1 protein-coding gene (cut by both window edges) is annotated in these 17,926 nt (G+C 70.6%); it reads left to right on the forward strand.

Every position in this 17,926-nt window falls within one protein-coding gene, locus D7316_RS24470, for a non-ribosomal peptide synthase/polyketide synthase (RefSeq protein ID WP_124710567.1), read on the forward strand. The gene is 45,597 nt long; 25,857 of those nucleotides lie to the left of the window and 1,814 to its right, leaving coding positions 25,858–43,783 in view, spanning codon 8,620 (complete) through codon 14,595 (partial); the first codon wholly inside the window starts at nucleotide 1. The start codon and the stop codon both lie outside this window.

Consider the following 17,926-nt stretch of genomic DNA (forward strand, 5'->3'; position numbering starts at 1 on the left):
GCGGTCGGCATCGCGCGGTCGGTGGAGTCGGTCATCGCCACCTGGGCGGTGATCAAGGCCGGGGGCGTCTACCTGCCCATCGACCCGACCTATCCCGACGAGCGCATCGACCACATGCTGTCCGATTCCGGTGCGGTCCTGGGGATCACGACCATCGCCGACCGCGATCTCCTCGGCGATCGTGAGCAGCCGCGCTGGTTGGTGCTCGACGACGAGGAGATGATCGCGGAGGCCGGATCGCAGTCGGCGGGCACCGTGACCGACGACGACCGGATCGCACCGGTCCGTCTCGACGGCCTCGCGTACCTGATCTACACCTCGGGTTCCACCGGCAGACCCAAGGCGGTCGCGGTCACCCACCGGGGTGTCTCGGATCTGGTGGGCGCCCATCGGGAGATCTCGTACGGCTCCGCGACCCGCGTGCTCCACGTCGCGTCCCCGAGCTTCGACGCCTCGTTCTTCGAGATGGTCTGGGCCATCGGCTCGGGTCACACCCTGGTGATCTCGCCGGCCGAGATCTATGGCGGCGCCGAACTGACCGAGCTCATCGCGCGCCACCGGGTCACCGATGCGGTCATCACCCCGACCGTCCTGCAGACCATGGATGCGTCGGGTCTGACCGACCTCAAGCATCTGGCCACCGCGGGGGAGGCGTGCCCGCCCGATCTCGTCGAGAGATGGGCGCCCGGGCGCGCGCTGTTCAACTTCTACGGACCGTCGGAGACCACCGTGTGGGCGACCGCCGGACGGTCCCGCCCCGGCCGGCCGGTGACCATCGGGCGGCCCATCCGCGGCGTCACCGCCTACATCCTCGACGACCGTCTCAACCCCGTCCCGCACGGCGTCGTCGGCGAACTGTATCTGTCCGCCCCCGGGGTTGCCCGCGGTTACCTCGACCGTGCAGGCCTGACGTCGACCCGGTTCGTCGCCGACCCGCTCGGCCTGCCCGGCTCGCGGCTCTACGCCACCGGTGACCTCGTCCGTCGCACACCGTCCGGTGAGATCGAATTCGCCGGCCGTGCAGACCATCAGGTGAAGATCAACGGCCAGCGCGTCGAACTCGGTGAGATCGATGCGGTGCTCGCGGCGGCACCGGGAGTGGCGCACGCGGTGACCGTCGGTGCATCGGACGCCACCGGACGCACTCGACTCGTCGGCTATCTCGTCGGAGACGACAAGACCACCCCGAACATCGACGTCGTGACACGCGAGGCCGCCAGGCGGCTCGCCGCGCACATGACCCCGGCGCAACTCATCGTGCTCGACGCGCTGCCGCTGACCCCGGCGGGCAAGCTCGATCGCGGTGCCCTACCCGCGCCCGACTTCGGCGTGACCGCCGAATTCGTCCCGCCCGCAACGGATGCGGAACGAGCCCTCGCGGGCATCGTGGCCGGGCTCCTCGGCGTGGACCGGGTCGGCGCCACCGATTCGTTCTTCACCCTCGGCGGTGACAGCATCATGTCCATCCAGCTCGTGTCTACGGCGAAGGCCGTGGGGCTGGTCCTGACTCCCCGCGACATCTTCGAGCACAAGACGATTCGCGAGATCGCCCGGGCGGCAGGTACCGCGGCCGTCGCCCTCGAGCCGCTCGCGGAGCCCGCCGACGGTCCGTCGGGCGACACCGAGATCATGCCGATCGTCGACTGGATGATCGCGCACGCCGACACCCCGTCGGACTTCGCCGACTTCTCACAGTCGACGATCCTGCGGTTGCCCGCCGACGCGACCCGCGCCGATCTGACCGTCATGCTCGATGCCTTGATCGCCGCGCACCCGATGCTGTCGGCGCGGCTTGCGCAGACCGGCGACGGCTGGACGCTCCACACGTGCGACACCGTCGACGTCGAGAACGTCCTGCGGTCCGCGCCGGTGTCCGTGGAACCGGGCACCGGCGGGTTCGCCGAGGCGGTCGGCCGCGTGCACGCCGCAACACTTGCCGAGCTCGATCCCGCGCACGGCGACATCCTGCGTGCCGTGGTGCTGACAACCGGCGCCGGGGGGATCGACGACACGGCTGCCGTCGGTGACGACGCCCGCCTGCTGATCGTCGTGCACCACCTAGCGGTCGATGCGGTGTCCTGGTCGACCATCGTCACCGACCTCGCGACCATGTGGTCCCAGCTCCGATCCGGTCTCGCCCCGGCCCCGACGCCCGAGGGCACCTCGGTTCGACGGTGGTCGCAGTTGCTCGCCGAGCAGGTCGGTGACCGCCTGGCCGAGTTGCCGTACTGGCTGCACCGCCTGCCCGCCGCGGCCCTCCCGGTCACCGAGCCGACCCGGGACACCGATGACGACCGCTCGCCGCACACCGTCACGGTGACGGTCGCCGCCGACGTCACCCGGGCACTGCTGACCACCGTGCCCGACGCCTTCGCGGCGGGCACCCAGGACGCATTGATCGCCGCGCTCGCCCGGGCTGTTCACGGAGCCGGCGCCATCGACCCGGCGAACGCCGACGACGCGGTCGTCATCCAGGTGGAAGGGCATGGACGCGAGTCCGAGATCGCCGCGCGCGGTGCGGATCCGCGCGCAGCCGACCTGTCCCGCACGGTCGGCTGGTTCACCACGATCTCGCCGGTCCGCATACCGGTGGGTCGCGACCATGACGTCGTCCGGACTGTCAAGGAGGTCAAGGAAGAGCTCCGCGGCCGAACCGACAACGGACTCGGGTTCGGCGTCCTCCGTTACCTCGCACCGCGTCTGCTCGACACCGCCGAACTCGTCGACCTCGTCGAACTGACCCGCCGTCCGCTGCCCGCGATCGGCTTCAACTACTTCGGCAATGTCGCCGGCGGCACCCCGGAAGCCGACGGACGAGGCGACACCGCGTTCCTCCCCTCCGGCGACGACGTGGTGCTCCCCTCGACCGTCAGCGGCACCCTGTCCACTTCGACCACACTCTCGGTGGACGTCAACACCGTTGTCGCCGATGGTGTCCGGGAATTGCGCGCCACTTTCGCCCACCGCGATGGGTCACTCACCGAGGCCCAGGTCACCGACATCGCGAACTCCTGGAGCGCCGAGCTGTCCGCCATCGTCGGCGCCATCGAGACCGCCGATCCCGGCCCGTCTCCATCCGATCTGATCGGGCCACGCCTCACCCAGCCCGAGATCGACGACCTCCGCCGCCGTCACCCGGACGCCGAGATCTGGCCGCTCACTCCGCTCCAGCAGGGCCTGTACTTCCAGGCCGAGCTCGGCGCGACGCCGGTCGACTCCGGCACCGCCGACGCCGAGGTCGACGTCTACGTCACCCAGGCGGTCATCGACCTCGCCGGCGAGGTCGACGTCGACCGGATGCGGGCCGCCGCGGCGACACTGCTCGATCACCATCGGGTCTTGCGGTCGGGCTATGTGCGGACGATCGAGGGCACGGTCGTCGCCGTCGTCCCGCAGCGCGTCGATCCGGAATGGACGACGATCGACCTGCGGACATCCGAGGAGAACCCGGGGGAGCGCCTCGACGCCGTCGCGGCCGACCAGCTGCGCCGCCCCTTCGTGCTCGATGACCCCGCGTTGATCCGGTTCGCGCTGGTGCTGCTGCCCGATTCGCGGGCATCGCTCGTCGTCACCAACCACCACCTGCTCGTCGACGGCTGGTCGGGCCCGTTGGTCCTCGGTGACCTCTTCGCCACCTACTTCGGCGGCACTCCCGTGACCGCGACACCCGTGACCGATACGGAGAGCGGCGATTTCGCGACGTTCCTGACCTGGCTGGACGAGCGTGACACCGACGCCGGGCGCGCAGCCTGGTCGCGGGCGCTCGCCGGCCTCGACGGCCCCACCCTCGTCGCACCGGGGCGGATCGCCACCGACGACGCACGACCGCGCGCGCACATCATCTCCGCCGGCGCCGACCTGGGTGCCGACCTCGGGCGCACCGCGCGACGCCTCGGTGTCACCACGTCGACGCTGCTGCAGTTCGGGTGGGCGGTCCTGTTGTCCCGGTTGACGGGCCAGGCGACGGTCGCCTTCGGCGAAACGGTGTCCGGCCGTCCCGCCGACATCGACGGCGTCGAGCAGATGGTCGGCCTGTTCATCAACACGGTGCCGGTCGCGGTGACCGTCGATCCCGCCCAACGGGTCGACGACGCGATCCGTGCTCTGCAGGACGCGAAGACCGGACTCCTCGACCACCAGCACGTGGGTCTCGCCGAGATCGCCGCAACCACCGGGCATCACACGTTGTTCGACACACTGACGGTGTACGAGTCCTACCCGGTGGACACCGACGCGATCGCCGAGGCCGGTCACACCGACGGTCTGCAGATCACCGAGGTCCGTACGGGCGATGCGACGCACTATCCGCTGAACCTGGTGGCGGCGCCGGTGCGCGGCGCGTCGGCCGAGACGACGGGGATCTCGCTACAGCTGAAATACCTTCCGGACGCGTTCTCCCAGAGCCAGATCGAGCACCTCGGCAATGCGTACCGACAGATCCTGACCGCGCTCGGCGCCGACGATCCGGGTGACGTCGGCGACATCGATCTGCTCGGCCCGGCCGCCCGGGACCTCGTCGATCGCCTCGGCGTGGGTGTCGCGGCGCAGGTGCCCGCCGAGTTCGTCGGTGGCGCACTGGCCGAGCAGGCGGCACGCACCCCCGACGCCGTTGCCGTCGTCGACGGCGACCGCGCGATCAGCTATGCCGACCTCGACACACACGTGAATCGCCTCGCCCGATCGCTGATCGCGTCCGGGGTCGGGCCCGATACGGCGGTCGGCGTGTGCATCCCACGCTCGATCGAGATGATCGTCGCGGTGCACGCGGTCGTCGTCGCCGGCGGGCAATACGTGCCCATCGAGACGGATGTGCCCCCCGATCGCCTGCGCTACATGATCGACACCGCCTCGGTGGCACGGATCCTGGTCGGCGCCGGGTCGGTGCCCGATGCGGTCGCCGCGGCCGGGCTGCCCACCGAGCTCGTCGACGCGACTGCGCCCGTCGACACGACCGCAGGCGCCCCGGCCGAATCGTCGGCAGCCGTCACCGACGGGGACCGTCGCGCCCCGTTGCGCCCGGAACACGCCGCCTACACGATCTTCACCTCCGGCTCGACCGGACGGCCCAAGGGTGTCACCGTCTCGCACCTGTCCGTGGTCAACCGGCTCCGATGGGGCCTGGCGAGCTTCGACGGGATCGACGAGACCGCCACCACCATCCTCAAGACGCCCTACACCTTCGACGTGTCCGTGCCGGAGCTGTTCGCGCCGTTCATGATCGGCGCGCGCGTGGCGGTGGCCCGGCCCGGTGGTCATGCCGAACCGGCGTATCTCGCCGACCTCATCGCCCGGCTCGGGATCGTCGCCGTCGACTTCGTCCCGTCGATGCTCGCCGCGTTCCTCGACGTCGTCGCCGACGACCAACTCGCCGCGATGACCCGGCTGCGTCACGTCTACATCGCCGGCGAGGCATTGCCACCGGCGGTCGCCCGGGCCGCCCGCGTCCGCCTCCCGCAGGTCGCGCTGCACAACCTGTACGGTCCCACCGAGGCCGCGGTCGAGGTGACCGCGCACACCGTCGAGGCCGTCGATGACCGCACCACCGTGGTACCGATCGGTGGGCCGGTGTGGAACACCGACGTCCGGGTGCTCGACGACCGGCTGCGCCCGGTTCCGCCGGGGGTGGCGGGTGAGCTCTACCTCGGCGGTGTGCAGATCGCCCGCGGTTACGCGGCACGCCCTGATCTCACCGCGGAACGCTTTGTCGCGGATCCGTTCCGCGGCGACGGTTCCCGGCTCTATCGCACCGGGGATCTGGTCCGGTGGGGACAGTCGGGTGCCGTGGAGTATCTTGGCCGCACCGATTTCCAGGTGAAACTCCGTGGTCAGCGCATCGAGCTCGGTGAGATCGAATCAGTGCTGACCTCGGCGCCCGCCGTCATCCACGCCGCGGCGACCGTCGCCACGTCCGCGGACGGGGGAGAGCACCTCGTCGCCTACCTGGCCGCGGGACCCGGCGATCGGCTCGATCTGGATGCGGTGCGCGACACGGTCGCCGAGTCGCTGCCGGAGTACATGCGCCCGACCGTGTGGATGCCGCTCGACGACGTCCCGCTCAACAATGCCGGCAAACTCGACCGACGGGCGCTGCCCGCACCGGAGTTCGCCGGTGGTGACTTCGTGGCACCCGACGGCGCGGTCGAGGCGACCATCGCCGAGATCTTCGCCGACGTTCTCGGTGTCGACCGGATCTCGGTGACCGACAGCTTCTTCGACCTCGGCGGCAACTCGCTCTCGGCGACCCGGGTGGCCGCCCGGGTCGCGGGTGCCCTGCACACCGATGTCGGTGTCCGTGACCTGTTCGAGGCGCCGGCTGTCCGCGACCTCGCGCGACGAACCAGACCCGGCGACACCGAGCTGGAAGCACTGGTCGCCGGACCGCGGCCCGCCGTGATCCCCTTGTCGTTCGCGCAGCAGCGGATGTGGTTCATCAACCGGTTCGACACGGCGTCGTCGGCGTACAACATCCGCGTCGCTGTCCGGTTGACCGGTGCCCTCGATGTCCCCGCACTGCGTGCGGCGGTCGGCGATGTGGTCGACCGCCACGAGATCCTGCGGACCATGTACCCCGCCGCAGACGGGATCCCCCGACAGGTGATCGTCGATGCCGACTCCGCACGGGCCGAACTGGATTGGGCGGTCGTCGACGGCCTCGGCGAGATCGCCGAGGCAGTCGACACCGGCTTCGACGTCACGGTTCGCCCACCTCTGCGCATCCGGTTGTTGGCCGAGGAGGCGGATCGTCACGTCCTCGTCGTCGTCATGCACCACATCTCCGGTGACGGCGAGTCGATCGGTCCGCTGATCTCGGACGTCGCCGTGGCCTACGCGGCGCGCAGTCGCGGTGCGGAACCCGGGTTCGATTCGCTGGACGTCCAATACGCCGACGTGACCCTCTGGCAGCATCGCGTCCTCGGGTCGGCCGATGACCCGCATTCGGTTCTCGGTGAGCAGCTCTCGTACTGGGATGACCAGTTGGCCGGCCTCCCGGACGTCCTCGTGTTGCCGTCCGATCGTCCTCGGCCGCCGGTCGCGTCGATGCGCGGTGCCCGCCACGACTTCGCGGTTCCCGCCGACGTCGTCGACGAGATCTCCGACTATGCCGCAGCACGCGGCGTCACACCGTTCATGGTGATGCACGCCGCGCTGGCGGTGCTGCTGGCCCGATTGTCCGCGACCGAGGACATCGCGATCGGCACGCCGGTGGCGGGTCGTGGTCGGCCGGAACTCGATCCGCTGGTCGGCATGTTCGTGAACACGCTGGTGCTGCGGACCCGGATCGACGGTGCGAGCAGTTTCGACGACCTCGTGGCGCAGGTGCGCGACATCGATCTCGACGCGTTCGGGCATGCGGACGTGCCGTTCGAGTATCTCGTGGAGCGGTTGCAGCCGGTCCGCTCGGAGTCGTTCGCCCCATTGACGCAGGTCTGGCTGAACCTTGCCGGCACGGCACCGCGGGCCGTCGAGATCGACGGTCTCGGTGTGGAACCGGTTGACGACGGTGGTGAGCCGATCGCCCGGGTGGACCTCGGTGTCGATCTCGGTGCCTTCCCGGCGGCCGGGCGTTCGTGGGCGGGCGCCATCACCTATGCCACCGACCTCTTCGATGACGATCGGATCGTCGGGTTGGGCGCCACCTTCACCCTGCTGATCGCCGAACTGCTCGCCGCGTCGGGTATCGCCGTCGGAGACGTGTGCCCGACCGGCGACGTGGACGTCGCGTGCGCGCAGGGCGACGTCGTCACGCTCGACGACTCGACTGTCGTCGATGACGTCGCGGCCAGTGTCTTGGCATCGCCGGACGCGATCGCGCTGGAGTTCGGCGACCGATCGGTGACCTACCGCGAGTTCGGCGCACGCGTCTGGACGCTGGCGCGTGAACTCATCGCGGACGGCGTCGGCCCCGATGTCGCGGTGGGGGTGTGCATTCCGCGGTCGGTGGAGTTGCTGGTCGCGATCCATGCGGTCACGGCGGCCGGCGGCCACTTCGTCCCCGTCGACCCGGACGCGCCCGCCGAACGCGCCGCGTACATGCTGTCCACCGCGGGCGCCGCGGTGGTCCTGATCGGCTCGACGGTGCCCACCGCGCTGATCGGGTCGGACGCGACCGGCCCGGATGTGACCGGCCCGGATGTGACGATGGTGACGGTGGATGCGGCCCGGCCGATCGCGGTCTCGGCCGAACCGGTGTCCGACGCCGACCGGGTGATGCCGCTGCGCAGCGCGCACTCCGCGTACACCCTGTTCACCTCCGGGTCGACGGGGCGGCCGAAGGGCGTCACGGTGTCCCACGCCGCCATCGCGAACCGGTTGGCGTGGATGCAGTCGTCGTATCCGCTGGACCTCACCGACGTCGTGGTGCAGAAAACGCCGGTCACCTTCGATGTCTCGTTGTGGGAATTGTTCTGGCCGTTGATGGTCGGTGCCCGACTGGCGATCGCACAATCCGACGGCCACCGCGATCCGACCTACCTCGCCGCCCTGCTGCGCGATACGCGGGCCACCACCGTCCATTTCGTCCCGACCATGCTCTCGACGTTCATCGACGTCGTCGGTGTCGATGTCCTCGCCGACCTGACGTCCCTGCGTCAGGTGTTCACCTCGGGCGAGGCACTCGGCCCTTCGGTGGCGGCGGCGGCACTCGATGCGTTGCCGAACGCCCGATTGCACAACCTGTACGGACCGACCGAGGCCGCCGTGGATGTCACGTTCCACGAGGTGCGTTCCGGTGACACGGCGGTACCCATCGGACGTCCGGTGTGGAACACCGGGATTCGGGTTCTCGACGCGCGCCTGCATCCGGTGCCCGCCGGGGTGCCCGGCGAGCTCTACCTGTCCGGCGTCCAGTTGGCGCGGGGATATGCGGCGCGGGCCGACCTCACCGCCGATCGCTTCGTCGCCGACCCGTTCGGGCCGGCAGGCACGCGCATCTACCGGACCGGCGACCTGGTGCGGGTCAATGGGGCCGCTGCCGGGAGCGGAGCGGGCGGGCCGCGTGTCACGACCGACGGTGCGCTGGAGTATCTGGGGCGCACCGATTTCCAGGTGAAGTTGCGTGGCCAGCGCATCGAACTCGGCGAGATCGAGGCGGTCCTCGCCGCGGCACCCGGTGTGGTGCATGCGGCGGCGACGGTGTCGACCACGCCCGGCGGAGACGAGCGGCTCGTCGGCTATCTCGTCGGTGATGCCATCGATCTGACCGCCGTGACGGCAGTCGCAGCGCAGAGGCTGCCGGAGTACATGCGTCCCACGGTGTGGACCGTGCTCGAGCAGGCTCCGCTGAACGCCGCCGGAAAGCTCGACCGTCGTGCGCTGCCCGCGCCGGAGGTGGTCGCCGGCGAGTACGTGGAACCCGCGTCCGATGCGGAGCGGGCGGTGGCCGAGGTCTTCGCCGACGTGCTCGGCGCCGATCGGGTGTCGGTCGTGGAGAGCTTCTTCGACCTGGGTGGCAACTCGTTGTCCGCGACGCGGGTCGCCGCCCGCGTGGGCGATGCACTGGGCGTCGAGGTCCCGTTGCGCGTGCTGTTCGATGCGTTGACGGTGCGTGAGCTCGTCGCGGCGTTGTCGGACACGTCGGCGCGGAGCTCCCACAGCCCACTCGTTCCGCAGCCGCGGCCGGAACGCATCCCGCTCTCGTACGCGCAGCAGCGGATGTGGTTCATCAACCAGTTCGATCCGACGTCACCGGCTTACAACATCCCCGTGGTGCTGCGGCTGTCGGGCGAGATCGATCTCGACGCGATGCGCGCCGCGGTCTCCGACATCGTCGAACGCCACGAGGTGCTGCGCACCATCTATCCGGCGGATGGCGCGGGGTCACCGGAGCAGCGCATCCTTGACCTGGGCGAGCGCAGCGACGGGGAGTGTGACCTGGGCGAGCGCAGCGACGGGGAGTGTGACCTGGGCGAGCGCAGCGACCGGGAGTTCGACGACCCCGGCATCGATTGGGCGGTCACCGACGAACGAGGCGCCCGGGACATCGTGCTGCGCGGCTTCGACGTCACCGACGAGGCGCCGATCCGGGTACGCGTCGCGCCGGCCGCCGACGGGGCCTCTCATCTGCTCGTGCTCGTCACACACCACATCGCCTCCGACGGCGAGTCGGCACCGGTGCTGGCCCGCGACCTCGTCGAGGCCTACCGCGCCCGCGTAGGCGGCAGCGCCCCGGGCTGGTCCCCGCTGCCGCTGCAGTACGCCGATTACGCACTGTGGCAACGGAACCGCCTCGGTAACCCCGCCGATCCCGACTCCGAGGTGGCGCGGCAACTCCACCATTGGACCGACACCCTCGCCGGGGTGCCCGACGTTCTCGAGTTGCCGACCGACCGGCGACGCCCGGACACACCCAGCCGCCGCAGCGCGGAAACCACCTTCACCATCCCGGCTGAGATCCGGAACATGTTGGCGGAGAAGGCGCACGCTCGGGGCGCCACCGTGTTCATGGTGTTGCATGCCGCGCTCGCCGCCCTCCTGGCACGGCTGTCGGGTACGCAGGACATCGTCATCGCGACGGCCGTCGCCGGGCGTGGTTCCCGAGCGCTCGACGACCTCGTGGGGATGTTCGTCAACACCCTCGCACTACGCACCCAGGTCGACCCCGGCGCCGATTTCGACGCACTCCTCGACGCGGTGCGTGAGGTCGATCTCGACGCGTTCGCCCACGCCGATGCGCCGTTCGAACAGGTCGTGGAGGCGCTCGACCCGGTCCGGTCGCAGTCGTTCGAACCGCTGGCACAGACCATGCTGGCGTTCGAGCAGTCGCATTCCCCGTCGCTTCGCTCGCCCCTGTCACATTCCCCGTCGCTTCGCTCGCCCCTGTCACATTCCCCGTCGCTTCGCTCGCCCCTGTCACATTCCCCGTCGCTTCGCTCGCCCCTGTCACATTCCCCGTCGCGTCGCTCGCCCCTGTCCGATTCTTCGGCAGGGCAAGAAGCGTCCGACATCGACTTCGGTGGTGTCACCATCGCCGCCGAGCGACCCGACACCGCCGCCGCGAAGTTCGACCTGAGCGTCGGCGTGCGCGACACCGGGACCGACATGGTCGGCCGGATCGCCTACGCCACCGACCTCTTCGACGCGGAGTCGGTGGAACGCATCGCCGCGCTGTACGTACGTCTGCTGACCCTCGTGGGCGCCGGCACCGCCTCGCCCGTCGGCGACCTCGATCTGCTCGACGACGATCAGCGCGCGGCGATCCTGCGTTCCGGCGCCGGCGATCGCACACCGGAGATCACCGCGACGCTGCCCGATCACCTGTTCGCGACCGCGGCCGCACGGCCCGATGCCATCGCGATCGAGACGTCGGCGACGCGACTGACCCGCCGGGAATGGGTCACCCACGTGGCATCACTGGCGCGAACGCTGATCGGACGCGGCGTCGGCCCGGATGTCGCGGTCGCGGTGTGCCTGCCGCGATCGGCCGAGATGGTCATCGCCATCCACGCGGTCGTCGCCGCGGGCGGGCGCTACGTGCCGATCGACCCGGAGCTGCCCGCCGATCGCGTCAGCTACATGATCGCGATCGCGGGCGCGCGCATCGCGCTGGTGGGCGCCGGCGGCGCCGACATCGATCTGCCGGACGGACTGGACCACGTGCGTGTCGACCTCGCCGACATCGTCGACGACACCATGCCGTCGCCGATCACCGACGACGAACGCACCGCTGCGCTGCGTCCCGACCACGCCGCGTACACCATCTTCACGTCGGGTTCGACGGGACGCCCCAAGGGCGTCACCGTGTCTCATCGTGCGGTGCTCAACCGTCTCCTGGTGGACGCCGAGACCTTCGGCGTACACGACGGTGTCGGCGACGTGGGAGGCGACGTCGGGCACGGCGACCGGGACGCCATCCTGCACAAGACGCCGGTCACCTTCGACGCATCGGTCCGCGAGTTGTTCCTGCCCGTGGTCACCGGCGCCCGGATGGTGGTCGCGGACGAGCGGGGTCACCGCGACCCCGCGCACATCGCGGCGATGATCGAGCGGCACGCGGTCTCGCTGGTGCACTTCGTCCCGTCCATGCTGTCGGCATTCCTCGACTCGGTCGACCGGACCGACCTCGCCCGACTCGGCGCCGTCCGCCACATCCTCACCGGCGGTGAGGCACTGCCGCCGGCACTCGCCCAACGGACCCTCGCCGCGCTGCCCGCGGCACGGTTGCACAACCAGTACGGGCCCACCGAGACGACCGTGGTGGTGACCCGGCATGAGGTGCGGACCGGCGACGACGCCGTGCCGATCGGCCGGCCGATCGCGAACACGACCGCGTACGTCCTCGACGAGCGACTGGGCATCGTGCCGATCGGGGTGCCCGGTGAGCTCTATCTCGGCGGTGTCCAGCTCGCCCACGGATACGCGGCTCGCGGGGATCTGACGTCGGAACGATTCGTCGCCGACCCCCATGGGCCGGCAGGCGGGCGCCTCTACCGGACCGGCGATCGTGCCCGGTGGACCGCGGACGGCGAATTGGAGTACCTGGGCCGCAACGACTTCCAGGTGAAGCTGCGCGGCCAGCGGATCGAGCTCGGCGAGATCGAGGCGGTGCTGCGTTCGGTTCCGGGCGTGGTGAACGCGGCCGCCGACGTGGTGACCGCGCCGGGCGGCGGGCGGCATCTGGCCGCCTACCTGGACGGCGTCGACGACCGCTCCGGCGCGGTGGCCGCCGTCGAGGCGACGCTGCCGGACCACATGCGGCCCACCGTCTGGGTCCTGCTCGACGAGGTCCCCCTCACCCCGGCGGGAAAGATCGACCGCCGCGCGCTCCCGGCACCATCGTTCGGCACCCCCGACACCGGCCACGTGGAACCGGAATCCGACATCGAACGCCGGATCGCGGCCGTCTTCGCGGCGGTCCTCGGACTCCGGCGGGTCTCGGTCACCGATTCGTTCTTCGCCCTCGGCGGCGACAGTATCGTGTCCATCCAGCTCTCCTCGCTGCTGCGGGCCGCCGGGCTCGCCGTGTCGCCGCGCGACATCTTCGAACACACGACGGTCCGCGGTATCGCCCGGGCGATCGCAGGCCGGGAGACCGAGCGCCTCGACGAACTCGACGGGGGCGGCACCGGCGAGGTCGCGCTCACCCCGGCCGTGTCGTCGATGATCGAACGCGCCGACACCGCAGCCGATTTCGCGGACTTCTCGCAGGCATCGCTGTTGCTGCTACCCGACGACGTCGAACTCGATGGGCTGCGCGCGATGGTGGCGGCCGTCGTCGCGAACCATCCGATGTTGACTGCCTCGCTCGTCGAGACCGGACCCGGCTGGCAGATGCTGTCGGGCAACGGGTTCGACGCGGAGGAGTCCGTCCGCGTGGTGCACACCGATGCCGAGCCCGGTACGCCGGTCTTTGCCGACGTGGTGATCGACGAGCACCGAGCGGCCCTGTCGCGCCTCGATCCCGCACGCGGGCGCCTCGTGGCGGCGGTGGCCATCCGATCGCGGACGGGCGGTGGGCGACTACTGCTCGCCATCCACCACATCGGCATCGACGCGGTGTCCTGGCCGATCCTGCTGTTCGAACTCAACACCATCCGCGCGCAATCCGCGCACGGGGAACCGATCCGGCTCGCGCCCGAGGCGACGTCGATGCGGCGCTGGGCCGCCGTGCTCGACGACGCCACGACCGCGCGGACCGACGAGATCGACTTCTGGCGGAGGCGTCTGCCGGCGGCCGCCGGGCCGCTCGCCCGACGCGTCGACCCCGACCGCGACCGCCAGCACACGGTCATCTCGCTCGAGGCGGCGCTGACCGTCGAGACGACCGAAGCAGTCCTCGGCCGTGTCCCCGCCGCATTCCGCACCGGTGCCAACGACGTCCTGGTCGCCGCACTGTCCGTCGCCGTCGCCCGATGGGAAGCACGCCACGGGGAGAGCGATCGTTCGGACGACGCGGCGAGGGTGGCCATCCTCACCGAGAGTCACGGTCGGCACGAGGAGATCGCGCCCGGGGCCGACCTCTCCCGCACTGTCGGTTGGTTCACCACCTACGTGCCGGTCGCGGTGACCGTCGACGTCACCGGCGACGGTGGCGGCCCGCCCGGCGCGGCGGTGGCCGACGCCGTCAAGGCCGTGAAGGAATCGTTCGCCGGGCTCCCGGACAAGGGAATCGGCTTCGGGCCACTGCGATTCGGGCCACTGCGATTCGGTTCCCAACGGCCAGGTCAGCAGCCGGCGTTGGCCGACCGGGCACTCCCGCCGATCCTGTTCAACTACTTCGGTACCGTCGCCGAGCGCGACGAGTCGGCCGCGGACACCGGGAAACCAGGCGTCGCCGCGCAGTTCGGGTTCGCAGCCGACACGCCGCTGCTGCCGGCGTCGATCCGGGGCGGGATGGCCGCACCCGCCCTCGCCGTGCAGGTCCACGTCGGCCACGACGACGGCGGCCGGCGCATCAAGGTCATGTTCGCCTTCCCCCGTCACGTGCTGGCCGACGATGACGCCACCGAGATCTCGACGTACTGGGCTGCCGCACTCGACGACCTCGTCGCACACGTGGACTCCGTGCACGAGGTCGGTCTGACACCGTCGGACGTGCCCGGCGCCGAGGTGACGCAGCACGATCTCGACCAGATCGCGGCATGCCACCCGGACGCGGACATCTGGCCGATGACACCCCTGCAGCACGGCCTCTACGTCGAATCCGCGCGGTCGGCGTCGGGCGACGAGGACGTCGATGTCTACGTCGCCCAGGTGACGCTGCATCTCGGCGGCGCCGTCGACGAGGGACGACTGCGCGCAGCCGCGGAGTACCTGACCGATCGTCATGCGGTATTGCGCTCGGCCTACCTGCAGACCACCGAGGGCGCCGTGGTCGGCGTCGTCCCGCCGCACGTCGAACTGCCGTGGCGGGTGGTCGATCTGCGCGACGAGGACCCGGCCGAGGCGACCGCCCGGCTGGCCGGGCTGGCTCTCGCCGAGCGGGTCGACCGGTTCGATCTCGCCCGTCCGCCGCTGATCAGGTTCGTGCTGGTGCAACTGCCGGCCGAGAACGCGACACCGCGGACCGCACTGATCGTGACCAATCACCATCTGCTGTTCGACGGCTGGTCCGGACCGCTCGTGCTCGCCGACCTGATCGGGTACTACGTCACCGGCGTCGCGGACGAGGTCGCCCCGATGCAGTTCGGCAAGTTCCTGCGCTGGCTGCATCGCCGCGACCGGTCGGCCGGCGTGCGCGCATGGGCCGACGAGCTGCCGGTCGTCGAAGGCCCCACCCTGGTCGGCGGCGGGGCCGTGGCCACCCGCGACGAGATGCCCCGTCAGCACGCGGTGCTCGCCGGTGCGGAGATCACCGCCGGGCTGCGCGAGGTGGCGCAGGCCGAGGGCACCACGCTGAGCACACTCGTCCAGTTCGCGTGGGCGATCCTGTTGTGCCGGATCACCGGGCAGCAGACCGTCGCGTTCGGCGAGACGGTGTCGGGGCGCCCACCCGAACTCGACGGTGTCGAGCGGGCGGTCGGGCTGTTCATCAACACGCTCCCGGTCGTCGTGAGCTGCGATCCCGAACGGGGCCTCCGTGAGGCGATCGCCGACCTGCAGGCCCGCAAGGCGCGGCTGCTCGACCACCAACACGTCGGTCTACCCGAGATCACTGCGGCGGTACCGGATCTCGGGTTCGACACGCTCACGATCTTCGAGTCCTATCCGATCGATTCGGAGGCGGTCGCCGACGGCAGCCGCACCGCAGGCCTCGACATCCTCGGGGTCGACTTCGCCGACGCCACGCACTACGCGCTGAACCTGTTCAGCACGCCGTCCGACGACGACCTCGCCCTCAACCTCAAGTACCTGCCGGAGGCGTTCGGTGACGACGAGGTGGCCGCGTTCGCCCGTTCGATCGTCGAGATCCTGGCAGGCATCGTCGCCGACCCGACCACCCGGATCGGCGATCTCGACCTGCTGTCGGACATCGATCGCACCGGAATCGCCGTCGCGGCCGATGGTCCCGTCGTCCCGATCCAATCGACGACCGTCGCCGACCTGGTCGCGCGACAGATGACCGCGACGCCGGAGTCGCCGGCCATGGTGTTCGATGACGGACGCCACGTGTCCTATGCGGAGTTCGGCGCACGTGTCGCGACCCTCGGACGTGACCTCATCCGTCTCGGCGTCGGACCGGACGTCGCTGTCGCCGTGTGCATCCCGCGCTCCCTGGAGATGATGGTCGCGATCCACGCCGTGGTCGCCGCCGGCGGCCACTACGTGCCGATCGACGTGGACACACCCGCCGACCGTGCCGGGTACATGCTCGCCACCGCAGGCGCGGTCGCGGTGCTCGTGGGCCCCGATCGCAGCGATGAGGCTGACGGCGATGGGGCTGACAGCGATGAGGCTGACGGCGAAGGGAACGGGACCGGCGGAGGAGTGCGCGCCGCCGCGTCGGCAGGTGACATCGCCGTCGTGGCCGTGGACGTCGCCACCCCGGTGCCCGTCGACGTCGCGCCGATCACCGACGCCGAGCGCCGTGCCACCTTGCGGCCCGACAACGCCGTCTACACGATCTTCACGTCCGGGTCGACCGGCCGGCCCAAGGGTGTGACACTGCCGCACGCAGCGGTCGTCAACCGGTTGTGGTGGGGCCTGGACCGCTTCCCGCTCGACGAGCACGACATGGTCGTGCAGAAGACCCCGTACACCTTCGACTGTTCGGTCCCGGAACTCTTCGCGCCGTTCATGGTCGGCTCCCGACTGCTCGTCGCCCGGCCCGGCGGGCACGCGGACCCGGTCTACATGGCCGACCTGATCGCCGATCACGGCGCGACGATGGTGCACTTCGTGCCGTCGGTGCTGTCGGTGTTCCTCGACGTCGCCGGGGTCGACCGCCTGGCCCGACTCACCGACGTCAGGTACATCTCCACCACGGGTGAGGCGCTGCCTCCCGCGGTGGCTGCCGCCGCGCGACAGGCCCTGCCGCAGGCCGAGTTCTACAACCTGTACGGCCCGACCGAGGCCGCGGTCGAGATCACCTCCCGACGAGTCGACGAGGTCGACGCCGACGCGTCGTCGGTGGCCATCGGCGAACCGATCTGGAACTCGACGGCCCATGTCCTCGACGATCGCCTACGGCCGGTCCCGCCCGGCGTGCCCGGCGAGCTCTACCTCGGCGGCGTGCAGCTGGCGCGTGGCTATGCGGCCCGGCCCGACCTCACCGCCGAACGCTTCGTCGCCGACCCGTTCGGTGCGCCCGGGTCGCGGCTCTATCGCACGGGCGATCTGGTCCGTCGCCGCACCGGCGCCGGTACCGGTGACACCTCGGCGGCCTCGCTGGAGTACCTGGGCCGCACCGATTTCCAGGTGAAACTGCGCGGTCAGCGCATCGAGCTCGGTGAGATCGAGGCCGTGCTCGCATCCGCGCCGGGTGTGGTGCACGCGGCCGCGACGGTCGTCACCGCGCCCACCGGTGGTGAGCACCTGGTCGCCTACCTGGCCGGCGCCGGAGCGGGCACACCGGAGCGGGTGATCGACGCCGACACCGTCCGCGGTGTGGCCGCTGCGGCACTACCGGAGTACATGCGACCGACGGTGTGGATGGTGCTCGACGAGATCCCGCTCAATTCGGCGGGCAAGCTCGACCGCCGCTCGTTGCCGGCCCCCGAATTCGGCGCAGGCGAGTTCGTCGCACCGGCGAACCGGATCGAGGAACGCATCGCCGGCATCGTGGCCGAAATCCTCGGTGCGGAGCGGGTGTCGGTGACCGACAGCTTCTTCGACCTCGGTGGCAACTCGCTGTCGGCCACCCGCGTGGCGGCACGGGTGGGCGACGCACTCGACACCGATGTGGCGGTCCGCACCGTGTTCGATGCACCGTCGGTTCGCGAACTCGCGGAGCGGGTGGCGCCCGGCACCCGTCACCACGTGACGCCGATCGAGTCGGTGACCCGCCCGGATACCATCCCGCTGTCCTTCGCCCAGCAACGCATGTGGTTCA

Origin of the sequence: Gordonia insulae (assembly GCF_003855095.1) — a bacterium.
Classification (GTDB): Bacteria; Actinomycetota; Actinomycetes; order Mycobacteriales; family Mycobacteriaceae; genus Gordonia; species Gordonia insulae.